Here is a 21,264-nt window from a genome sequence, read left to right as displayed (position 1 = left end):
TGCAGGGCAATCGCATTAAAATCTTTGATGGCTTAGCTTCATTACACAAGATAAGTGGTGTTATGGACAAGTAGACCTGAATCAATGGTGTCTGACGAAGATTCTGCAGCCTCTGACCCGACTGTGTTGGACCTTACTGCTCACTTTGCCGAGGTCACGGACCCGCGCATCGACCGGTGCAAACAGCATACGTTGCTCGATATCATCGGGTTGACGATCTGTGCGGTCATCGCAGGAGCGGACACGTTCACCGCCATCGAGCGGTTTGGCCGAGCGCGTCGAGCGTGGCTGGAGCAGTTTTTGGAATTGGAGGGCGGCATCCCCTCGCATGACACGCTGGGCCGGGTATGGAGCCGGATCAACCCGACCGAATTTGAAGCGGGGTTTCGGCGATGGATGGCCGATTTGACAGAGGGAATCGAGGAGGTCATTGCCATCGATGGAAAGACGCTTCGCAGCAGCTATGACCGCGAGTCAAGCAAGGCCGCGCTCCAGATGGTCAATGCCTGGTCGTGTGAGCAAGAAGTGGTTTTAGGACAGGAAGCGGTGCCTGCGACCACCAACGAAACCAAGACGCTTCCACCGCTGCTCCACCTGCTGGAACTGGAAGGAGCGATCGTGACAATTGATGCAGCGGGATGTTATGCGGAGGTTGCTGAGGAGATTCTACGCGCAGGAGCCGACTACGTGATCACGCTGAAAGCTAACCAGAAGCATCTATATCGGGAGGCAAAGGCCCTTTTTGACCAGTTAGAGGCCATTGGGCGTCTTCCCGAGCCGCATAAGTCGGTTGACGGCGGGCATGATCGCGTCGAAGTACGTCGCTGCTGGGCCCTTGCTGTCAATAATACAGATGTCAATAATACAGAATTGAATAGAGAATCGAATACGGGAGAATCGAATACGGGAGAATCGAATACGGAAGGCTGGCCCGGACTGTCAACGATCTGCCGAATTCAGTCGGAGCGCCACCACCCTGATGGGTCCATTGAGACAAAAGAACGGCTGTTCATCTCCAGCTTAGAAGCGGACCCCGATCAACTTTTGAAAGCCGTACGTCACCATTGGCATGTGGAGAACAAGCTGCATTGGTCGTTGGATGTAGCGTTTGGGGAAGATGAGAGCCGAGTGCGAACCGGGCACGCAGCGCAGAATTTGGGCGTGGTCCGTCGGCTCGCGCTTAGCCTGTTGAAGCAAGAGACGAGCCGAAGCCAAGGAATCGCAATCAAGCGCAAAGAAGCCGCCTGGAATCCCGATTACTTATTGAAGGTCCTCACCGGTGGAAATTAAATGCGATTGCCCTGGTAACACATGGCCACCTAACGTACCGAGAATAACTCACAATCTTGTCATTGCGAGCGCAGCGACGCAATCTCATGCTATCAGGCCGGATGCAGCCGCCCAATCAACAGCATGAGATCGCACCCCAAGAGTACTCGTTCGCTACGCTCACAGCGCCGCGTCGGTCGCAAGCTCCCTCCTCGCGATGACAATGTTGGACCCTAACAATCACGTGTGACACGGTACTACCAGCCGGGATGACTCTCTGTATCGGTAGAACGATCGCTGGGGAGTTCGGGCAGCTCTTCAGGAACGTTCACATTGGGCATCCCATCAGGTAAACCATCAGGCCCGTCCCCAGGATCGGTAGTGTCTGGAAGGAACGCCTCCCAGTCAGCAGCCCCCGGGAAAAAGTCGTACAGGTCGTCGGTATCGCCCACGTAGGCGGCGGTGTGGTCCCAGGCGGTGGGAAGCGCCTCACGCACCGGCTCATAAAACGCCGACTCGTCCTGCACATCGGGGTTAGGCCACCCGGCATGCGCCAACAGCACAAAAATACCACTCAGCACCAGCACCATCTTGATCGCTGCCAGCGCACTCCCCAGTGCTTTGTTCAAAATGCCAAGCCGGAACGCCTTGATGAGGTGTTCTAAGAAGCGCGTTGCCAAGATCAACAGCACATGCACCGCCACAAAGATCCCGGCGAACGCAATCAACTCGCCCACCGAGGCGCTAATCTCAAACGCCGAGGCCACCTGCGCGCCCAGCGGACGCATATAGAGCACGGCCAACACAAAGGCCAGAATCAGCCCCACTAAGCTGGTTACCTGCCGGATGCCGCCCACCATAAACCCGCGTACCAGCGCGGCAGCCAGGGCCAGCAAAATAATGCCATCAAGAAACGTCATGGCGCCACCATTTGGATGTATACCTGGATGTTACTCCATCAGCTTTGACTTAACCACCTGCTGCACGCGTCCGCCATCTACGCGTCCGCGCAGCTTGCCCATCGCCTTTCCCATCACTGGCCCCATATCGGCCATGGAGGAGGCGCCGACCTCTTCGATGATCGCATCGATGGTGGCCTCCAGCTCGTCGTCGGTAAGTGGATCGGGGAGGTAGGACTGTAGAATCTCCAGCTCTTCTTGCTCCTTCTGCACCAGATCGTCGCGCCCCCCGGCCTCAAACTGTTCGATCGAGTCTTTGCGCTGCTTGGCTTCTTTACGGATCACGGATAGCACCGCTTGCTCAGACAACGCCGTTTCGTCGTCGGCGCTTTCACGACTGTCAATCTGCTTGTTCTGCAGCGCCGCTCGTAGCGACCGCAACGTGCGAAGGCGCACTTTGTCGCGAGCGCGCATGGCGTCTTTGATGTCGTCGGTGATTTGGTCGAGCATAGAAGAGGAGATCCAGTATGTGCATGAGAATCGACAGTCTGTACGTGCATAATTGCACGGATATATTGGATGCGCAACCCCATCCGTTGTTCACGCCCCCGCCTCAATATCGCGTGCATTAAGCCACGCGCCCACTTCCGACCGTACTGCCGACGCATCTGACTCGTGAAGCACAGCGTGGGCCATCTCTTCAGCCTCGGCCCGCTCGATCTGAGAAACCACGCGCCGTACGGTGGCAAAGAAGGGCGGTGCCATACTCAACGCACGCACACCGAGTCCGATGAGCACGGGAACAGCGGTTGGGTCCGCCGCCATTTCGCCGCACACGCTCACCGGGCACCCTTCTGCCTGCCCCGCCTGCACTGTGCGGCGAATCAGGTCGAGCACCACCGGGTGCATCGCATCGGCGTGGTGGGCTACACGAGCGTTGCTCCGGTCAGCGGCCAGCGTGTACTGTGTCAGGTCGTTGGTGCCAAGCGCTAAAAAGTCGGAGATGCGGGCAAAGCGCTCGGCCTGCCAGGCCACAGCGGGCACCTCCACCATGACCCCAACCTGCAGCCTATCGGTCCCATGGGGCAGCTCCATCGAGGCCGCAGTCGTCGCAATCATACGCCGCATGGCCTTAACCTCAGCCATCGTTGTTACCATGGGCAGAAGCAAACGCACCGAACGCGTTTGTGCTACGCGCAATACCGCCCGCAATTGCGGACGTACCAGATCGGGCCGGTCGAGCAGCACTCGAATCCCTCGCCATCCCAGAAATGGATTGCTTTCGTGGACTTGCAGCGGTTGCATTTTATCGCCGCCCACATCGAGGAGGCGAATGGTGAGCGGCTGGGTGGCCTGCAGCGCCTGGGCGGCTGCGGTGTATTGTTCGTACTGGGCCGCCTCTTTCACGCGCATCCGCGACTGCATCAGAAACAGCATTTCGGTGCGCATGAGCCCAATACCGTCTGCGTTGTGGGCAGACAGCATCTCATACTGATCGGGAAACTCAACGTTAGCCAGCATCTGGATGCGTGTGCCATCGGCGGTGCGCATCGGGACGGCGTCCACCTCGGACGGCGGTTCCTCCGTTTGCTGCTGCGCAGCCTGATAGGCAGCACGGGTATCAGCATTGGGGCGTACGACAACATCGCCGGTATCGCCATTCACAAGCAGCCAATCGCGCGGTTTTACGTGAGCCATCAGATTGCGAGCGCCAACCACGGTGGGCAACTCCAGCGCCCGTGCGATGAGCGCCGCATGCGAGGTGGGGCCGCCTGTGCTGCATACACAGCCTAACACGTTGCGCTGGCTAAAGCGAACCACATCGGCAGCGGTAAGCATGGAGGCCACCACAATGCCCCGCTCGCCCTCGGCAGCGGGAAGCGGCGTGTGGTTGAGGGCGCGAAGCAGGCGCTGCTCGGTGTCGCGCAAGTCAGCGGCACGGTCTTGTAGATACGCCGTGTCGCTCGATTCGAGGCGCGTGCGGTATTGCTCCAACACAGCATGCACGGCAGCCGTGGCATCCATCTGCTCCTGCTCGATGCGCTTCATAACAGCCTGGAGCAGTGCATCGTCTCGCAAGATCATCGCCTGCGCATCAAAGATCGCGGCACTTTCCGATCCGATCTTGGCGTTGGCCAGATCCACCACAGCCTGCACATCGCGCAGCGCACTCTGCACCGCCTTCTTGAAGCGCTGTTGCTCGGCCTCAACCTGATCGTCGGCAATCATTGCTTCGTTGATAGCAGCCGTACGCGGCTCTAACATCCAGGCGGGTCCTAAGACCGTGCCCGGCGCCGCTGCATACCCCGATACGTGTACCTCGCCCAACGGTGCGTCGTGCTCTGAAGTGCTCATGATGACTCGCTGGCCGATTCGTCAGTGGGCTGCTCTCCAAACCCGCGATCGAATAACGCTTTGAGCGCGGCAAGGGCGTCCTCTTCATCGGGGCCGTCGGCACGCAGCGTAAGCTCTGCCCCTTGCTCGGCGGCCAGCGTCATTACGCCGATCACGCTTTTGCCGTTGATCTCGTAGGCCCCTCGCTGGATGTGAATCTCCGACTCGAACTTCGACGCGGTTCGCACAATGATTGACGCCGGACGTGTGTGGATGCCTGCGCGATTTTGGACGGTCACTGTGGCTTCAGTCATGGGCAAGTCGGCGGGGCTACATGAAATCGATGAGGGGGCGTCGGAGCAGAGGCTGCAGCACGCCACGCGCTGGAGGTGTACGCGGGCTCCCCTAGCGCCACACCGGTCGAACGCGCTTTCTCTGGAGTGGCACCGTGGGCGCGTGTTTCTGCTGGGCTATTTAGTACGCCCGCTGCTGCAGCCGATCAAGCAGATCAAAGAGCGCGGCACGGGCGGGCGTCTCGGGAAGGAGCCTTAGCTGCTCATGAGCCGACGCGGTGTGTTGCGCCACCGCCTCACGGGCCGCCTCAAACACGCCCAGGTCGCGCATCGTTTTCTGCACAGCCGTAATCTGATCAGGCGGACAACCGCCGTTTTCGAAGAGGGTGTCGCGCAGCCACGTCTGGGTCGATCCGGAAGCCCGTTGTAGGGCTGTAAGCGTAATAAACGTGCGCTTGCCTACCTGCAGATCCCCGCCGATGGCCTTGCCCCAGTCGTCATGATCAGCAATTACATCGAGCAAGTCGTCTTGAATCTGGAAGGCGCGCCCGAGTGCCATGCCTGCATCGTGCAGTTGAGTGCGGCTGGCTTCTGGCACCTCCGCAAGCACGCCCCCCCACGCCATGCAGGCAGCAAGCAACGCGCCCGTCTTACCATCAATCATATCGATGTACGCCTGTACCGTCACATCGGTGCGCGTCTCGAAATCGGTATCGTGCGCCTGGCCTATGCAAAGCGCATCTACCATGGGTTGATAGACGTCTAGCAGAGCTTCGGTAGAGGCATCGGCTTTGCGAAGCAGTTGGGTGGCGTATCCCATAAGCCAATCGCCCGCCAGGATGGCCGTTGGCGTATCCCACTTCTCATGCACGGTAGGACGCCCTCGCCGTTCGGGCGCTGCATCCATGATGTCGTCGTGCACCAGCGTAAAGTTATGAAACACCTCGGCAGCCAGTGCTACCGGATCGGCCTGCTTCAGTGGCACATCGTATGCCTGCGCAACCAGATACACCAGAACCGGACGCACACGCTTTCCGCCGCCCTGCAGCACGTAGCGCACGGGCGCAAACAGCGCATCGGGGGTTCGATTGGCGGCAACGGCTGCCAACGCGTCGTTACAGCGGATACGCAGCGCATCCACCGATACAGAAGGGGGGACCGACATGGGCACTTACGCAAGCGATTCGAGCGTGTCAACGATACGTGCGTGGACGTCATCGGGGCTGCCGGTACCGTCTACCGCAATAAGCAGGCTGCGGTCGCGATAGTAGTTCTTCAGCGGCTCGGTTTGTTCGTGGTACACCGATAGGCGATTGCGCACCGTTTCGGGCTTGTCATCGGGACGCTGAATGATGAGATCGTCGTCGACATCCTCGGGGGGCGGGTTTACGTCGAGATGGTAGTTTTCGCCCGTTTCGGCATGGACGCGCCGCTTCGAAAGGCGATCGACAATTTCCTCATCAGCTACATCTAGACTGAGCACGGCATCGAGCGGAGCATTTTGCGCCGCCAAAAACGACGTGAGCCAGGTGGCTTGCTGCAGCGTACGCGGGTATCCGTCGAGGATAAAGTCGCGCGCGCCGGCATCTTCGATGGCATCTTCGGCCAGTTTGCGCACTACGTCGTCGGGCACGAGTTCGCCCTTTTCGACGTATGCCTTGGCTTCGAGCCCAACCGGCGTTTCGTTTTTCATAGCAGCCCGGATGATATTGCCGGTCGCAATTTGGGTCAGGTCATAGCGGTTTACCAGTTTGCGAGCCTGGGTACCTTTGCCCGCACCGGGCGGACCAAAGAGGAGTAAGCGCATAGGAGCAGATAGTAACGTAGGATAACACAAACAGAAGAAGAGCCGCGCGGGTCGCGCTACGCGGCTTCATCAGACGGATCGTCGAGGGCGCGCTGCGCCAACCGATTCGACAGCTGGTAGAGCGCCACATGCAGCGCGGCCTGTGTGACCGTGCCGGCAGCGCGCCGCAGCAGGCTGGACTTAGGGGACGGTGGAGCGGCCTCCACAACAATGGGCACGCGGTCGCGCAGCACCTCATCGACGATGGTATCGGCATCGGCGCCCGATTCGAGAGCAGCACGCAGATCGTCTTCCACCGCAGTGGCATACCGCGAGGCCCACTGCGAGCGCGTGGGACGTCCACTAAAGAGCCAGCCCACAACCAATCCGGCACCAAGCGCACCGGCGGCACTGGCCAGCGGGTGCTCGCGCAGCGTAGTGCGCACCGTTTCTTTTACGTCGTCCACCTCATCCTTGAGCGCATCAAAGCGACTGGTGAGCGACGCCTTGGTGGCGTCAAGCTGATCGGATACGTCGTCGCGCGAGGGCGTGGAATCGTTAGGCATAGCAGAAAAAGCAGAAGGCGGTACGATAAACGGTTACGAGGACGCAGGGCTAAGTAGGCCCGCATAAGAATATTCGAGTATGTCATTGCGAGGAGCGTCAGCGACGCGGCAATCTTGTGCCTTCTAAGCAGGGTAAATCGCTCTAACGGGTGCATGAGATCGCCGCGTCGGTCGCAGGCTCCCTCCTCGCGATGACAAGGTGTAAATGTATTTTTGTTGATCTACTTAGGTGCTGAGGCAGGCGTTGAAACGGAGGGCGGTGTCTCGTCCGCCTCTTCGTCGGCCGAATCGTCTACGGAGCCATTCTCCTCAGCGGCCTCGGCCTGTTCGCGTTTGGCCTGGGCTTGCTTCCACTGTCGATACAAGCCGGTTTGCACCAGCGTAGGCTGTGTGCGCTTCACGACCAGCGCAACGGTGCCCAGCCCCAGCGTTACGATAAGAAACCCCCAGAACGGATGGCCCAGCAGCCATCCCAATCCGATGGCTACAGTGGTAAGCAGAAAGAACGCAGCCAGCCCGCCAAACACGGCCATGATGATGCCAATGGCCACTCGGTTGAGCCGTTCGTCGAGGGTGCTCTCTAAATCCATGACCGCCAGGTCAAGGCGCAGATCGACCCACTGGCGCACGTCGTCAACCACGCCTTGGGCGTGGGTGGCAATGCGCTCGAAGCGGCTTTCCGGCGGAGGGGGCGAGGATGGCGTACGCGTAGGCTCCATAAGAGGCGAATCGGGACAAGTCTACAGGTGCGTTCAATATAGCAGTTGTGCAGCATATCGCAAATGAATACCCCGTTCACTCTGCCGCACAAGGGCACATTGCGGGGGCACATTTGCGCATCCGCCCAATATACCGCTTTACCTCCCCCGGTTGTTCATTGTTTGCCTGACTGTTACACACATTGCCCCCTTTTCTATGACGATCCAAACTGATACTACCCCGAATCCTAATAGCGTGAAGCTTACGCCTTCAGAGGGGGCCCTTACCGATGCTAAGCTGCTGGCGATCAAAACGCCGGAGGATGCGCAGGGCGATCCGTTGGGCGAAGCACTTATTGAGCTTGACGGTGTCGTTGATGTGTTCTTGATGCCGGCGTTCGTAACGCTCACCAAGGCCGATGATGCAGCCTGGGGCACGACTATCGAGGATGCAAAAGCGCTCATCAAAGAGCACTGTGCGGAGGGGTAGTGCACTGTCGCAGCTGATTGTTAGGGGACGGAGACCGTACCAAACTGTGTGTTCCATCCCCTCCAAAAAAACCTGCCATAGTGAGCACGCGACGGGCCCAGCCCGGAGCACGCCGAACCATCTCCCCGACGCTCAGCAGGCTCTGATCGATCGAGTGGCCCTGCCCAGTTCGTGGGAGATCTTTCGACTCCGCACCTGCTAGACGCAGTTGCTCCGCTCAAGATGACAACATTAAAACGGGGGTGTTATCCTCTAACGTGCCGAGAATAACTCACAATCATGTCATTGCGAGCGCAGCGAAGCGCCCCGACCGCAGGGCTCCCTCCTCGCGATGACAATTTCGGACCTTAACTTTCAGGTGTGACACAGCAGTAGGCTCTGGTTTATACACAACGCACCCAAAGATAGAGCCGGTGTTGATGTGGGGTTCTTGGTTTGAGGACGCCGGAGCGTCCTTCCCGGCGTGGCGACGCGGAGCATCGCCACGAGAGGTGGGTTTTGTTGCGTCCGCAGGTGATCCTAACGCCGCTATGCGGAAGATGACTGCCCGGGGACCGCTTGCGTCCCCGGCGATCTTTAGAGCGAATGCGACTGGGATTGCAACCGAGAATCTCTATTCGGTCTCCCACCAGGCGGCCCACTGCTGCACAACCGGCGGCCACCAGTCAAGGCGGTGGAGCGTACCCAGATGGCGGGTTGAGGCGGCAGAGGGAAGCAGCTTCTCAGGCAAGTCCGTTCGATGCAGTACCGAGCCTACCGCATCGGCATGCGCATCGTACCAGGTGGCTATATCGCGAGGCGTGTCGTACGGGGTCCATCGCACATGCGCGCCGTCCTGAATCTGGGGAGCGCCTTTGCTGAACAGAAACGTCATGTCTTCGGCGTAGGCATGCGGCTGGTCCTGAGCCTCCAGAAACGCCTGTTGCATCTGCAACGCGCCGGGGAGGCTGTCGTGCGCAGGAATAGCGGCACGCAGATGAGCCATTGCTTCCAGGTAGGCGTCGGGCATGAGGTCGTCGGGGGCCCAGATGAGTCCGACATGCTGCGGCGCGCGTCCGTCGTACACAAGGATGTCCTCGGCCAGCGCCTCCCGCTCATCAGCCGATTCGTGTCCATCGAGCACCACGACAGCCGGACGCTCCGTGCTCTGCCAATCGGCAGGAATCGCCTCATCAGCAGGCCCCAGCACGTAGGTGGGTCGCTCGCTCTTGTCTTTTTGATCGGCCTCTTCGTGGGTTTTCCATCGGATGGGCGCTTCCGGCACAGCCTCCCACACGGCATGCAACAGCGGACGCTCATCGGGGGTGTTGTGGAGGTGCACGGTGGTGCCGCGCAGCAGTAGATATGCAATGAACGCGTGTCCGTACAGCGGAGCGGTGCCAGTCAGGTGGAGATCTACTGCATGTGGCCCTGCGGCGGAATGAGCGGCCTCCTGCAGATCGGCATGCACGCACGCATCCATCTGCTGATTGACCGCGTAGGTGGCGTGGTCTTCGGTAAACAGATCGCTCTGGTCGCAGGCATCGGCAATGGCTTGCACGCGGGGCGGATGATCGGGGTCAGTCCAGGCATGTGCGGTAGCATGCAACGCATCGGCAAGCGCAGAACGGTCGGCCATAGCTGGTAAAGGTGGCGATAGAGAAGCGGGTGGATTAGCGCGGCAGCTTGATGAGGCACCCAAACGCGCGGGTCTCAGACTCGGAGATGGATCGATTCTCGACAAGGGCATTCAGCGCATTGCGCAGATAGGCCGCGTTTACGTCATCGGCCTCGGCGGGACTGTCGTCGATTGCTCCTACGTACACGAGCGTACGGTTGGCATTGAACACAAACGCATGCGGCGTGCGCTGCGCTCCAAAAGCGGTGGCCAGTGCGGCGGTGTCATCGCGCAGGTAATGCATCCTATCGTAGTTGTTGCTACGTGCGTGCTCGCGGCTGGCGGTGCGTCCTTCGTTGCGAAAAGCGTCGGCGTCGTTGGCATTCACGAGCACGAACGAGACCCCGTCATCGACAAACGTGTCGCGCAGGTCGTGCAATCGGCTTTGGTAGCGTTCGATCCAGGGGCACTGGTTGCTCCAGAAGATGACCACCGTGGCGCGTTCGCCTGTAAGGTCGCCAAGCGCGACCTCGGCTTCAGCCTGCACATCGTATAGACTCACACCGGGAGTGGGCATGTTGGCCCCTGGGCGTAAGGGCTCGTTTGACTGTGCCAGCGCCACCGATCCACACAGTAAGGTTGCAATCAATACAAGTGAGAGCGTACGCATAGTAGCAGCCATCAAGTTCGAAAAAGCGGCGCGGTGCAGGTCGTGCTTCACGATGCATTGCGGACCACGCTTTGCATGGGTCGGCTACAACGCGTCGGAGCGTGCGGCCATCCGATCTACGTACCGATCGTTAAGCGCCCACAGTATCACCGCGGCAAGCCCCCACTGCACCAGGCAGGTCATAATGCTGAATGGATCCAGCGGATTGAACCAGGTTGTTGGCGCAAACTCGAAAATGGATTGGTAGATCCACCAGCCCAGCACAATAACGGCCTGCAACGGAATAAAGAGCCCAATGAGGCGATCCCATGTGCGTCCGGGGTTTCGCTCACCGCCTTGTCCCATCGTTTCTGTTCGGAACGCACGCGGCCCGTATGTGATGATAGCCAGCGCCATGAGCGCTCCCGAAATGAGCAGCCCCACGCCCCACACAAAGTCCTGATTTGCAAACACATCCAGACTTACCGCGGAGGGAATGCCCAGCACAAAGCCAAGCCCCACCACCCACTGTACAGCCTGCTGACGCTCAACTCCTGCATCCACAAACGAGCGCGTGGCCAACTCGATCATGGAGATGAGCGAACTGAACGCGGCAAACGCCAGCCCAAGAAAGAACAGCATGGCAAGCGGGCGCCCAAACGCCATTTGTTCGAACAGTTGCGGCATCCAAATAAATGTGAGCCCGGTGCCGGCTGGGCCGCTGGTTTGCATCACCTCTAGCACCTCGCCTTGCGACATCTGTGCACCCAGCACAGCGAAGACGGTGCCGAAAATGATTACAGCGGCAACCAGCGACACAATGTTGTTGCCGATGCCGGTGATGAAGGCGTTCGACACCACCCCATGTTTGGCCTGCATGTAGGCACCGTATGTTAGAATAAGCCCCCACCCGGCTCCGGTGTCCCAGGCATTTTGGGTGAGTGCCTGCAGCCACAGCTCCGGATCACTGAGGCGGCTCCACTCCGGCGTAAACAGAAAGGCGATGCCCTCCCAGGCGCCATCGAGCATAAACGTACGGATGAGCGCCACGACGAGAATGACCAGCAGCGTGGGGATGAGCACGCGGTTCACGCGCTCAATAGAGGAGACCCCCTTCCACACGGCCAGCCCGCCAACGCCAATCGCCAGCGCGTGAAACAGCATCGGAAGATTTCCGGCTTGAAATCGATCCCATCCGGCCTGGGCGGCTTCGTTGGAGAGCGGCAGCGGATTCACCACCGTCTCCCAGAAGTAGAACAAGCACCACCCGGCCACCACAGCATAGTAAAACATGATGGCGGTGGTCACCACCCCAATGAATCCGCCCATCCAGCCCCGGTGCTTGCCGGCTACCTGCGCATACGACCCCACGATGCCCATGCGGCCTTTGCGGCCCATCGCGTACTCGGCGATGATAAGGGGAATGCTCCACACGAACAAAAACAGCACCCATGCCACCAAAAACGCCCCGGCGCCCGTTTCGCCGCTCGTCTCTGCGGCAATGCGTGGAAAACGCCAGATGTTGCCTGTGCCCACCGCAATGCCCAATACGCTAAGAATGAGCGCCCATCGGGTCGAAAAACGTGCGTTCGAAGAAGCCATCAGCAGCAATTAGGGGATGTGTGAACAGGTTAACCAGTGTGCAGCCTACAGGTCCGCGGAAGCTGTCGTTACATGCGTGGAATTACACAGCGACGTGAAGCAGTACTCCGCAAACACAGCCCCCAACATAAGAAAAGACATTCACATCCGCACATGGGCACAGGCGGCGTGTTACGAGTTAAGGCTGTAGCGTCATGCGATTGGTGACACGTGCTGCCTCGATTTCATCGGGGGCCTGTGGGCGAGCCTGCACGTAGTAGGCGCCTGCCAGAAAGGGCTCCATGAACAGGTCGTAGTGGGTGGGATGCAGCGGGTGGCCGCTCTGTCCGCCAGGATACACCACATGAGCCTCGGGGCGTTCGCCCGAGAAGTCCATCACTGCCCGCTGACTGGCTGTGCCCGTTACGCGCAGTCCAGGGGCCTGAAACAGCGCGGTGCCGAAGCTCGGAATGGCGTGCGGACCGCGCCCCAGTGCAGCGAAGGGCCCCTCGCCCAGCAGATGATCGACCACGAGCTGGTGATGCTGCCCCCAGGCCCAGTCGTCCGGCGAGTCGCCATATTCTTCAGCCAGCGTATCGGCGGTGTCTTCCAGTGCGGCCTGAATCATCTCCGGGCCGGTTTCCAGTTCGTCGGTGTCGGCGCGGCTGAACCAGGGGGCAGCGGGCTCCTCCTCAAGCAACTGTAGCAACACGGCATCTTGCGGTGTGGGCATACCGTCAAAGGCCGGGTCGTCCCATACGTGAGCACGTAGGGTACGTAAAAAGATTTGCATGGGCAGCGCCGCTGGAGTCTCGGTGGTGGCGGCCCCATCCCATTCGAGCAAGGTGGACTGTACAGACTGAGCCGCCTCGCTAAGCGACTCGGAATCAACAGCCTGGATATGCGGGGCAAACAGCGCCTGGTCGATGGCAACCACATCCTGCTGATAGGCTTTCATATCGTTCAGCGTGTGCATCTCCTGCGCATCCAGCAACGTATCGAGGCGCACCGAGCGGTGGCCGTCGCGCCAGTCGTGCCCCATGTAGTGCGGATATGACGTCTCTACCGGCACCTGATTGGCCGACCCAAGAACGCCTCGCTCTGGATTGTGGACATGCGGCATTTCATCGTGCGGCACCCAGCCCGTCCACTCATGCATGTCCGTATCGCCCGGCAGCAGTCCGCGCCCGGTGCCCGAGGCCCGCACGGGAAGCCGCCCCGCCGTACGCATCCCGATATTTCCGTCCGTATCCGCCATAGCGATGTTTTGCATTGGCGCGCTCCAGTCCGTCAGCGCCTCGTCAATCTCGGCGGTGGATGTCGCCCGGTTGATCGCCCAGAGCGCCTTCAGCGTAGTATTGGGATGGTGGGCCACCCACTGCAGCGCCACGGCTTCGTTCGACGCCAGCTCAAGCGCATCGGACGGTGCATGCAGCAGCGGCCCCCATCGGCTGATGCGCAGCGTATCGGTGATGGGGGTGCTGCCGTCCATGTACAGGGTATCGACCTGCATATCCAGATCGTGCCACTCGTCGTTGTAGCGATACTGGGTGCGGTCGTCATTCAGCTCCAGCGCGTAATGATCGACCACGTCGGCGCCGGTATTGGTAAGCGCCCAGCCCACATGATCGTTCATACCTTGTACGATGATGGGCGCCCCCGGAATGGTGAGTCCAGATACGTGTGTGGTGGGCGTGTGCAGATGCACCTCGTACCAGATCGCGGGCAGGTTCAACCCCAGGTGCATATCGTTAGCCAGCAACGCGCCCCCGGTGTCGCTGCGCTCGGGCGCAATCGCCCAGTTGTTTGAGCCTTTGCCGAAACGGTATCCCTCCAGCAGCGTGTGTTGCAAGCTCTGATGGACATCGTGGTGGGCCTGTAGGAGATGCAGTGCGCCTTCAGACGGAGAAGCGGGGGCGGCCTTGTTGGCGGTAGCGCCTTCAATCGCATCGCGGTGCGACGCCTCGGCCTGGCCTTCTGGATACATGGAAGCATACAGCCCAGGCGGATGGTCGGGGTAGAGAGAGGCATAGTCGTCCGCCACCAGCCGTTCCTGCAGCGTGGCATAGAGCGGCGAATCGCTGTTGTACGTTAGATCATAGGCCATGAACTGCACCAACCGCGGTCCATCGATTGGGGCGCGTGGGGTGGGAGCGGTATCGAGCACGCGGTATTCGAGCGGATAGTCGCGCTCGTGCAGTCCCTCGATATACGCATTGGCCCCGTCTGCATACCATTGCATGGCATCGTACTCGATGTCGGCTTCCTCCTCCATCCGGTCGATGTTTTGCTGTGCGCCCCACTCCATTCCCGTGGAACGCAAGAAACGATCGGCTTCGGCCATGTCGGCACCGACCAGCCCCGAAAGCCCTCCCTGGGCCACGCGCGAGATAAACTCCATCTGGAAGAGACGGTCTTGGGCCACCGTGTAGCCCATAGCAATGACGGCATCGCGGTCGCTCTCAGCGTAGATGTGCGGAACGCCGCGTTCATCGCGCACCACCGTGACGGGCGCCTCCAACGCGTCCAACGCCAACCGTTTTTCAGAAGACGGTAATTCAGCGGTTCGGGCGGTATACCAGAGACCATCGCCCGGATCGACAAAGCGTTCTACGGGCGGAAGTCCGCCCCACGACATGGTAAGCCCCAGATACAGCCCAACAAGAATGAGCGCGCCGACGCCAGCCTTCAGGCTTTGCTGTACCGCGTTGGTCATGACACCGATGGGGCTTGCGTGGAAGAGGGAGGGGCCATGATCTCGGTATCGGGAAGAGCGTCTTCGTCTTCGAGATCATCCATCCGTTCGAGCAGTTCATCGGTCGCGTTGGCGTAACTCTTTGCGCCTCTCGAATACGGATCCACGTCGAACACCGTCTCGCCATCATCGCAGGGCTCCGTCAGCGATGTGCTTGTGCCGATGTACGTGTTCAGTACACGATGGCTATACTTTTTGCGGATGTAATGACGGTAGGCCCGATGCACGCGCTTTTGCTTGTGCACCTGAGTGAATAAAAAGATGGGAGGATACAGGGCCGGGTTCAGACTCTTGCGAATCATCGACACCGTTTGGAAGGTCTGCTCGGCACCCACCACTGCTTGCGGCTCGGGCAGCACCGGAATAACGGAATGATCGCTGGCGACGAGTGCGTTGAGGCTGAACACGGTTACAGCCGCAGCCGTATCGAACAGCACCATATCATAGGGCGCCTCATCGCGGGCCCCCATCGCCTCACGGAGCCAAAGCGCATCGGTGGGCTTATTTAAATCGCGCATCCGGCGCGTCATCCGAGCAGACGATGGAATCAGGTCGAACCCACTCATCGAGCGCACGGGGCATTCCCACAAGCTGGCATCAGGCTCGAAGAGCGAGAGTACGGTGTCGGGACGATTGTCCGGATCCACGCCCATCGTTTGGCTCAAAAACCCTTGCGGGTCCAGATCCACAACAAGCGTCCGATACCCCGATAACCCAAGCGCTGCAGCCACGTGAATGGTGCTTGTGGTCTTACCGGTGCCTCCTTTATGGTTACAAAACGTAATTACACGCATGAACAAAGCTTCCTGTCGAGAACACTCTCTCTAAAGTAGGCGTGCACGCCTCGTCTGTCAAATGATTTTCTGGAGTTGTTGATGCGTTCCTTTTCAATCCCGCTGCGTCCGGCCTCAAAGTCGTTACCTGCCGCCCCGTGGCTGCGCTATGCGTATGGCGCGGCGGTGATAAGCGCTATGGCGTGGGGGGCAGCGCTGGGATATGGCATCTGGCCGCTTGGATGGGGCGCGTTTCTCCCGCTCTGGATGGTATGGATGTACGCACCGCCCTCTCCAAGCACCGCGCTTCGCCTGGTTGTAGGTCCAGGACTTGTAGTGCATGCTGGTGCTTTTCTTTTGGCATTTCCGTGGATCATCCACCATGCGTCAACCACGGGCATACAGGCCGGGCTGGCTGCCTTTGGCGTGCTCACGCTGCTGTACAGCCTTCCGCTATGGGCGGGCGGCCTCCTGGCACGCCGGCACCGCCGCTTCGCCGGGCTGGCCGTATGGGTGGGCGGATGGCTCTTGATTGATGCCGCCATGCAGTACGGCCCCTGGGCCTTTCCGTGGGGAACCGCAGCCCATGCCCTTGTCGATAGCCCCGGAACGCCAACGCTCGTTCGCCTGGGCGGACCGCTTGCCGTAACCGCTGCCCTGGGTACGGCCCACGCCACCGGATGGGCCTTGTTACGGGCCTCAACATCCGTCCGCATTGGGGGAGGCACCCTCGTAGTTGTGCTCCTTGGCGTAGGCCTTGCCGAGCCCGCGCCGGCTCCGTCTGCTAGCAGCGACCATACGGTGTGGACCGTTCAGCCCGCGCTTTCCCCAACAACCTGGGCCGAAGCCGATCGTCCAGACCGCCGCCGTCACTTGGAGGCACTGACCCGCACGGCGCTTGATACCACTGCACAGCGCCCTGACCTGATCGTATGGCCCGAAACCGCTCTGCATCCGGCTGACACAACCGGTCTCCAGTCCTTTGTTACCGATGTTCACATTCCTCTATTGAGCGGAGCCGTGGCGGCTACCGATTCTCCTGGCCAGGTAACGAATGCGACCCTGCTGTGGCGCCCCAACTCCCACGCAGTGCATCGCTACGACAAGCACCACCTGGTTCCGATGGTGGAGTATGTACCGGGCATGACGCAGTGGGAACGGCTTCGATTGCTTCAGTTTGCGGAGGATCCAGAACGGCGCTATGTGCGCGGACCGGGGCCGACCACTCTCACCACCGAAACGCTACGCATTGGTCCGCTTGTGTGCTTTGAAAGTCTGTTTGGGGGATATGTTGCCCGCTTGCCGGCCCTAACCGATATGGATGTGCTTGTTACCGTTGCCCAAACGGGGTGGTGGCAGCAGGCTCAACCGGCGCGCCAGCACATCCGGTACAGCCGGCTTCGCGCTTTTGAGACCGGGCGGCCCTTGCTGATTGCCTCGGTGAGTGGCCCCAGCACGCTCATTCACCCCTCAGGCGTCCTGGAGCAACTGGCTTCCTATAACGACGCTGCTGTTGCATCGGCCCGGCTTCCTACTCTCGAGCCGCCCGGACTGTACACCCACCGGTCTATCTCCATCGACATCGCATGGACCGCTGTTGGGCTGCTGCTCGTATTGGGTACGATACGCCGCCAGTTCTAAACTCCTGTCCCCAACATCGACACCGTATGTCCGACGCCCCCCCGCCGCTATTTCATCTTCAGGTGCCGCTCATCCTGGCTTCGCAGTCACCGCGGCGGCGTGCGTTGCTTACCCAGGCCGAGCTTCCATTTGAAGCCACCGTATCGCCTGCCGACGAGACATGGCCTGCTAACACACGCCCGACCTCGGCGGTTCAGCAGGTAGCGGCCCAGAAAGCTACCCCCGTAGCCGAGGCCCATCCCGATGCCCTCACGCTGGCGGCTGACACCATTGTCGTGTTTGAGGGCGACATCCTTGGCAAGCCTGATACCTCCGAGGCCGCCCACGCTATGCTGAAACGCCTGCAAGGGCACCGCCATCATGTGCTTACCGGTATGGCGCTGCAGCATCCTGCAACCAGGCGGCGCACCACCACCGTAACGCGCACCACCGTTTACATGGCTTCCCTCTCAGATGCTGAGATTAGCACCTATGTAGACAGCGGCTCTCCGCTTGACAAAGCCGGAAGCTACGGCATCCAAGACGCCATTGCCCCGTTTTTTGTAGAACGCCTCCATGGTGACTATTATAATGTGATGGGCTTGCCACTGCGCACCCTGTACTCCACCCTCCGCACTGTTTTCTCTGACCTAACCACTGCTCCATGAATCCAGCCACCTACACCCCCGACCCCGACCTACATCATGTGCAGGTGTTGCTGTTGCAAGCGCGCACCTCAGCGCAAATGGAGCGACAGGAACAGACATGCTTTCTAGAGCGCACGCGCCTTCGTCCCGATCAACTTACGGCACGGAGTGTTCTGCGCGACCCGCTTCCCCGCGAGTTGCTCGCTGACGTAGATGCGGTGTTTATTGGCGGCGCTGGAGAGTACTCGGCCAAAGACGATCACCCGTGGATCGGCACGCTCATCGACTTTATACACAGCATCGCCGACCGCACCATTCCGCTCTTTGGATCGTGCTGGGGACACCAAGTCATGGCCCGTGCATTTGGCGGACGCGTCATTCACGATGCCGACTATGCCGAACTCGGATGTCGCTCGGTTTCACTGACTGAGGCAGGCCATCAAGACCCGCTTTTCGGCACCCTCCCCGAATCATTTCACGCCAACATGGGACATCACGACCGGGTTGTAGAGTTGCCTGACAACGCAGTATCGCTAGCGGCCAATGAGCAGCCCAACCAGGCGTTTCGTATGAAAGCGTTGCCGTTCTATGGCACGCAGTTTCACAGCGAACTGGATGCGAAGCGGGAGCGGGAGCGCCTCATCGAATATCGCGAGTACTACCGCGCCGACATGCCCGACGAAAAGGAGTTCCAGGAAGTGCTCGACAACCTCCGCGACACCCCAGAGGTGGACGACCTGCTGCACCGCTTCTTGCATGAGTATGCCGCATAATCGATTACGCCTTTACATCGGACGCAGAGCGTCCATCTGATCCGTCGCGACGCAGAGGGGCCGAAGGTCATGCCGGTTGTACATCGCGACGAGGGTAAACCTGAATCTTCGGGTAGAGCATGAACTGCCAACACGCATAGTCATCCCGGCCAAGGCGCCCCAGCGCCGGGATCTCCCTTGGCAATATAGCCGGATCGTTGGCCTCGTACAACCCAAACATTGATCTGTGACACAGCACTACTGCTCTGTCACATCTGAATGTTTGGGTATGGAGACCGTCCGAAACTCTGTATCCCAGCCCCCTTCCAAAAAACCTGTCATGGTGAGCGCCCTGACCGCAGGGAAGAAGTGCTTTTAGAGTGCACGCGACGGGCCCAGCCCGGAGCACGTCGAACCATGACGCTCAGCAGGCTCTGATCAATCGAGTGGCCCTGCTCATTTCGAGGGAGATCTTTACTCACTGCGTTCGTCAGTCGCTACGCTCGTGTCAGGACTCCGCGTCTCCTAGGCGGAGCCGCTTCGCTCAAGATGACATCATTAAAGTAGGGGTGTTGCAACCCGAAGATTGACCTGTGACACACCACTACGGCTCATGACGCAACGTAACCTCCGCTCGATCGGCCAGCCCGCCTACGGGAGGGCCGCATTTGCGCACCGTAACCTCCACCGCGTCTACCTTGGGATACTGAGCCCCCACCTCCTGGGCAATGAGCCCAGCAAGTCGCTCAATCAACGCGTATTCGTGCTGCGTAACCTGTGCTTTGACCAGGTCGTAGATCGCTTCGTAGTTTACCGTGTCGTGCAAGCTATCCGACGCCACAGCATCCGACACATCCATCTCAGCAGACACATCAACTTCATACCGGCCGCCCAGACGGTGCTCCTCCTCCATCACACCATGATGGCCATAAAACACCGCATTGACGAGCCGTACCGTTCCTTGCATGTCTTGCGAGAACCTGACTGTATGATAGTTTGCTACGACGAGTAGCCCTACGCGACCTGCAGAGGGCTGAGCTTAGGAATGGCGGAGAGCTCCCGAAAGGCACGGGCACGCTCCACAATGAGCTCCGAATTGAGGGCAAGCAAGCGCTTGGGCCCAAAACGCTCCACCACAAAAGACGCCATAGCACTTCCGTAGATAATACCACGGCGTAGATCAGCCGACGTGTAGCTGCCAGCCTGCACCAGATGGCCCGCGAGTCCGCCAGCAAAAGTGTCGCCTGCGCCGGTAGGGTCTTCGATGTCCTCAAGCGGATAGGCGGGAGCGCTAAAGACCGTCTCGCCGTTGAACAGCAGCGCCCCGTGTTCGCCTTTCTTAATGATAACTGTTGCGGGTCCCATCTTTTGAATGCGCGCCGCCGCCTTCACCAGATTCGGCTCCTCGGCCAATTCGCGCGCTTCAGAATCGTTGACAACCAGGCAATCTACCTGCGTGAGGGTTTCGCGCAAGCTGTCGGGCGTGTTTTCGATCCAGTAGTTCATGGTGTCGCACAGCACGTACTCCGGATCGTTCACCTGACTGAGTACATGACGTTGCACTGCCGGGTCGAGATTCCCCAAACACACGATGCGGCTGTTCCGATACGTTTCGGGCAGGGTGGGCTTAAAGTCAACCAATACGTTGAGTTGCGTGTCGAGCGTGTCGCGCTCATTCAGATCGTAGTGGTAGCGGCCCTTCCACAAAAAGGTTTTGCCGTCCTCATCCACCTCAAGGCCTTGCAAGTCGATGTTGCTATCCCGAAACAGTTGCAGATACTCCGCTGGAAAATCGCCCCCCACAATACCCACCAGGCGTACGTCGTTGGTGAAATACTGCGCGGCAAGCGATAGATACGAGGCGCTGCCCCCCAACACGCGGGGCGCGTTGCCAAACGGGGTTTCTATGCAATCGAACGCAACCGTTCCTACAGCAAGTATACTCACAGATCAGCAGATGGCAATGATAAGCGACGAACAGAACACGTACCCATACCCCTTCCAAACGTTGGGCATCGAGTTCGAATTCTACACAAATGAAAACCGGACTTAACGGGAAAGCACTCCGACAAACACGCCTACCGCAAACGCGCCAAGCATCGTTGCGGTTTGGCGCTCACGAACCCAGTCGCGCGCCACATCAACCGCAATGGATGCGGGAATGGCCATGGTGCGCCAGTCGTCAGCTACTGAGGACGGAGGCGCTTGCCCGCCAAATGGATCGTTAGCAAACGGATCGTTGCCCCCTGCCTCGGCCTGAAACGGATCGCCGCCGCCGAACGGATTGTCGCCGCCCGGCTGCGGTCCCTGGAAGGATTCGGACGATGATGTGTTAAATGGGGAGTCCGGGGCCGGTCCTTCGGAAGGCCCATTGGCTGATGGATCGTTGGCAGTCGGATCGTTGCCGCTGTCTGGATCGTTCGAAGTAGGAGCGTTCGAAGTAGGAGCGTTCATAGCCAATTTTTTGTGGGTGGATGTGGTGAATGTGTGCTGCGCATTGTAGGTTATGGGATGCGCACCGTTTTCTCAACTTCGCACCCACGGTGTTTGGTTCC

Annotated in this window: 21 protein-coding genes; 5 read left to right on the top strand and 16 right to left on the bottom strand. The window is 59.6% G+C overall.

What is annotated here, in order from left to right; translation table 11 throughout:
- Positions 1 to 84 precede the first annotated feature (84 nt).
- Entirely contained in the window at positions 85 to 1,290 is a 1,206-nt protein-coding gene (locus tag ACZ5AL_RS03790) for an ISAs1 family transposase (protein WP_464510861.1), read from the top strand.
- Between the two features lie 236 nt (positions 1,291 to 1,526).
- On the opposite strand, the gene ACZ5AL_RS03785 is transcribed toward ACZ5AL_RS03790, so the two are convergent.
- From ACZ5AL_RS03785 to ACZ5AL_RS03750, 8 genes are all read right to left on the bottom strand, one after another.
- On the bottom strand, positions 1,527 to 2,189 hold the full coding sequence (locus ACZ5AL_RS03785) for a CvpA family protein (protein WP_464512280.1): 663 nt from the start codon (positions 2,187 to 2,189) through the stop codon (positions 1,527 to 1,529).
- 30 nt (positions 2,190 to 2,219) lie between these two features.
- A complete protein-coding gene (locus ACZ5AL_RS03780; RefSeq protein ID WP_464512279.1) occupies positions 2,220 to 2,678 on the bottom strand; it encodes a GatB/YqeY domain-containing protein in 459 nt (152 codons plus the stop codon).
- A gap of 90 nt (positions 2,679 to 2,768) precedes the next feature.
- Entirely contained in the window at positions 2,769 to 4,523 is a 1,755-nt protein-coding gene (gene ptsP / locus ACZ5AL_RS03775) for a phosphoenolpyruvate--protein phosphotransferase (protein WP_464512277.1), read from the bottom strand.
- On the bottom strand, positions 4,520 to 4,816 hold the full coding sequence (locus ACZ5AL_RS03770) for an HPr family phosphocarrier protein (protein ID WP_464512276.1): 297 nt from the start codon (positions 4,814 to 4,816) through the stop codon (positions 4,520 to 4,522). The genes ptsP and ACZ5AL_RS03770 overlap by 4 nt, the downstream gene beginning before the upstream one ends.
- 160 nt (positions 4,817 to 4,976) lie before the next feature.
- On the bottom strand, positions 4,977 to 5,960 hold the full coding sequence (locus ACZ5AL_RS03765) for a polyprenyl synthetase family protein (protein ID WP_464512275.1): 984 nt from the start codon (positions 5,958 to 5,960) through the stop codon (positions 4,977 to 4,979).
- A 6-nt stretch (positions 5,961 to 5,966) separates the two neighbouring features.
- Positions 5,967 to 6,602, bottom strand: coding sequence for an adenylate kinase (locus ACZ5AL_RS03760; RefSeq protein WP_464512273.1), 636 nt, complete (start codon positions 6,600 to 6,602; stop codon positions 5,967 to 5,969).
- 56 nt (positions 6,603 to 6,658) lie between these two features.
- Entirely contained in the window at positions 6,659 to 7,147 is a 489-nt protein-coding gene (locus ACZ5AL_RS03755) for a hypothetical protein (protein WP_464512272.1), read from the bottom strand.
- Between the two features lie 221 nt (positions 7,148 to 7,368).
- Complete coding sequence (locus ACZ5AL_RS03750; RefSeq protein WP_464512271.1) at positions 7,369 to 7,866, bottom strand: phage holin family protein; 498 nt, start codon at positions 7,864 to 7,866, stop codon at positions 7,369 to 7,371.
- 196 nt (positions 7,867 to 8,062) lie between these two features.
- Between ACZ5AL_RS03750 and ACZ5AL_RS03745 the strand changes: the two genes are divergently transcribed.
- Complete coding sequence (locus ACZ5AL_RS03745; protein WP_464512269.1) at positions 8,063 to 8,335, top strand: NifU N-terminal domain-containing protein; 273 nt, start codon at positions 8,063 to 8,065, stop codon at positions 8,333 to 8,335.
- A 613-nt stretch (positions 8,336 to 8,948) separates the two neighbouring features.
- Here the strand turns inward: ACZ5AL_RS03745 and ACZ5AL_RS03740 are convergent.
- The 5 genes from ACZ5AL_RS03740 to ACZ5AL_RS03720 form a co-directional block, all read right to left on the bottom strand.
- Positions 8,949 to 9,953 carry a hypothetical protein gene (locus ACZ5AL_RS03740; protein ID WP_464512268.1) on the bottom strand — a complete coding sequence of 335 codons (1,005 nt, stop codon included), beginning with the start codon at positions 9,951 to 9,953 and terminating at the stop codon, positions 8,949 to 8,951.
- Between the two features lie 34 nt (positions 9,954 to 9,987).
- Positions 9,988 to 10,602 carry a redoxin family protein gene (locus ACZ5AL_RS03735; RefSeq protein ID WP_464512266.1) on the bottom strand — a complete coding sequence of 205 codons (615 nt, stop codon included), beginning with the start codon at positions 10,600 to 10,602 and terminating at the stop codon, positions 9,988 to 9,990.
- An 84-nt stretch (positions 10,603 to 10,686) separates the two neighbouring features.
- Entirely contained in the window at positions 10,687 to 12,183 is a 1,497-nt protein-coding gene (locus tag ACZ5AL_RS03730; protein WP_464512265.1) for a sodium-dependent transporter, read from the bottom strand.
- A 178-nt stretch (positions 12,184 to 12,361) separates the two neighbouring features.
- The gene (locus tag ACZ5AL_RS03725; RefSeq protein ID WP_464512264.1) at positions 12,362 to 14,878 is read right to left on the bottom strand and encodes a penicillin acylase family protein; all 2,517 of its coding nucleotides are present in this window, start codon (positions 14,876 to 14,878) and stop codon (positions 12,362 to 12,364) included.
- On the bottom strand, positions 14,875 to 15,711 hold the full coding sequence (locus tag ACZ5AL_RS03720) for a ParA family protein (protein WP_464512262.1): 837 nt from the start codon (positions 15,709 to 15,711) through the stop codon (positions 14,875 to 14,877). Before ACZ5AL_RS03720 ends, ACZ5AL_RS03725 begins: the two co-directional genes overlap by 4 nt.
- A gap of 81 nt (positions 15,712 to 15,792) precedes the next feature.
- On the opposite strand from ACZ5AL_RS03720, the gene lnt reads away from it, so the two are divergent.
- The 3 genes from lnt to ACZ5AL_RS03705 are packed head-to-tail and all read left to right on the top strand — an operon-like array spanning position 15,793 to position 18,730.
- Entirely contained in the window at positions 15,793 to 17,331 is a 1,539-nt protein-coding gene (gene lnt / locus ACZ5AL_RS03715) for an apolipoprotein N-acyltransferase (protein ID WP_464512261.1), read from the top strand.
- Positions 17,332 to 17,357: 26 nt separating this feature from the next.
- The gene (locus ACZ5AL_RS03710) at positions 17,358 to 17,978 is read left to right on the top strand and encodes a Maf family protein (protein ID WP_464512260.1); all 621 of its coding nucleotides are present in this window, start codon (positions 17,358 to 17,360) and stop codon (positions 17,976 to 17,978) included.
- Positions 17,975 to 18,730: a type 1 glutamine amidotransferase gene (locus ACZ5AL_RS03705; RefSeq protein WP_464512258.1), complete on the top strand. Its 756-nt coding sequence runs from the start codon at positions 17,975 to 17,977 to the stop codon at positions 18,728 to 18,730. Before ACZ5AL_RS03710 ends, ACZ5AL_RS03705 begins: the two co-directional genes overlap by 4 nt.
- A 583-nt stretch (positions 18,731 to 19,313) precedes the next feature.
- Here ACZ5AL_RS03705 and folB read toward each other — a convergent pair.
- The 3 genes from folB to ACZ5AL_RS03690 form a co-directional block, all read right to left on the bottom strand.
- Positions 19,314 to 19,676, bottom strand: coding sequence for a dihydroneopterin aldolase (gene folB, locus ACZ5AL_RS03700; RefSeq protein WP_464512257.1), 363 nt, complete (start codon positions 19,674 to 19,676; stop codon positions 19,314 to 19,316).
- Between the two features lie 47 nt (positions 19,677 to 19,723).
- Positions 19,724 to 20,656: a PfkB family carbohydrate kinase gene (locus tag ACZ5AL_RS03695; protein WP_464512255.1), complete on the bottom strand. Its 933-nt coding sequence runs from the start codon at positions 20,654 to 20,656 to the stop codon at positions 19,724 to 19,726.
- Positions 20,657 to 20,758: 102 nt separating this feature from the next.
- The gene (locus tag ACZ5AL_RS03690) at positions 20,759 to 21,163 is read right to left on the bottom strand and encodes a hypothetical protein (protein WP_464512254.1); all 405 of its coding nucleotides are present in this window, start codon (positions 21,161 to 21,163) and stop codon (positions 20,759 to 20,761) included.
- Between the last annotated feature and the right edge of the window lie 101 nt (positions 21,164 to 21,264).

The organism is Natronotalea proteinilytica (assembly GCF_055379935.1).
Note: the sequence above shows the minus strand (reverse complement) of the source record. Positions and strands in the feature narration are given on the sequence as shown.

Coding starts and splice junctions, on each gene's coding strand:
- ACZ5AL_RS03705 (WP_464512258.1), top strand. CDS start 17,975: ATGAATCCAGCCACCTACACCCCCGACCCCGACCTACATCATGTGCAG.
- ACZ5AL_RS03710 (WP_464512260.1), top strand. CDS start 17,358: ATGTCCGACGCCCCCCCGCCGCTATTTCATCTTCAGGTGCCGCTCATC.
- ACZ5AL_RS03755 (WP_464512272.1), bottom strand. CDS start 7,147: ATGCCTAACGATTCCACGCCCTCGCGCGACGACGTATCCGATCAGCTT.
- ACZ5AL_RS03730 (WP_464512265.1), bottom strand. CDS start 12,183: ATGGCTTCTTCGAACGCACGTTTTTCGACCCGATGGGCGCTCATTCTT.
- ACZ5AL_RS03720 (WP_464512262.1), bottom strand. CDS start 15,711: ATGCGTGTAATTACGTTTTGTAACCATAAAGGAGGCACCGGTAAGACC.
- ACZ5AL_RS03760 (WP_464512273.1), bottom strand. CDS start 6,602: ATGCGCTTACTCCTCTTTGGTCCGCCCGGTGCGGGCAAAGGTACCCAG.
- ACZ5AL_RS03790 (WP_464510861.1), top strand. CDS start 85: ATGGTGTCTGACGAAGATTCTGCAGCCTCTGACCCGACTGTGTTGGAC.
- ACZ5AL_RS03745 (WP_464512269.1), top strand. CDS start 8,063: ATGACGATCCAAACTGATACTACCCCGAATCCTAATAGCGTGAAGCTT.
- ACZ5AL_RS03725 (WP_464512264.1), bottom strand. CDS start 14,878: ATGACCAACGCGGTACAGCAAAGCCTGAAGGCTGGCGTCGGCGCGCTC.
- folB (WP_464512257.1), bottom strand. CDS start 19,676: ATGCAAGGAACGGTACGGCTCGTCAATGCGGTGTTTTATGGCCATCAT.
- ACZ5AL_RS03765 (WP_464512275.1), bottom strand. CDS start 5,960: ATGTCGGTCCCCCCTTCTGTATCGGTGGATGCGCTGCGTATCCGCTGT.
- ACZ5AL_RS03735 (WP_464512266.1), bottom strand. CDS start 10,602: ATGCGTACGCTCTCACTTGTATTGATTGCAACCTTACTGTGTGGATCG.
- ACZ5AL_RS03750 (WP_464512271.1), bottom strand. CDS start 7,866: ATGGAGCCTACGCGTACGCCATCCTCGCCCCCTCCGCCGGAAAGCCGC.
- ACZ5AL_RS03770 (WP_464512276.1), bottom strand. CDS start 4,816: ATGACTGAAGCCACAGTGACCGTCCAAAATCGCGCAGGCATCCACACA.
- ACZ5AL_RS03780 (WP_464512279.1), bottom strand. CDS start 2,678: ATGCTCGACCAAATCACCGACGACATCAAAGACGCCATGCGCGCTCGC.
- ACZ5AL_RS03740 (WP_464512268.1), bottom strand. CDS start 9,953: ATGGCCGACCGTTCTGCGCTTGCCGATGCGTTGCATGCTACCGCACAT.
- lnt (WP_464512261.1), top strand. CDS start 15,793: ATGCGTTCCTTTTCAATCCCGCTGCGTCCGGCCTCAAAGTCGTTACCT.
- ACZ5AL_RS03690 (WP_464512254.1), bottom strand. CDS start 21,163: ATGAACGCTCCTACTTCGAACGCTCCTACTTCGAACGATCCAGACAGC.
- ptsP (WP_464512277.1), bottom strand. CDS start 4,523: ATGAGCACTTCAGAGCACGACGCACCGTTGGGCGAGGTACACGTATCG.
- ACZ5AL_RS03785 (WP_464512280.1), bottom strand. CDS start 2,189: ATGACGTTTCTTGATGGCATTATTTTGCTGGCCCTGGCTGCCGCGCTG.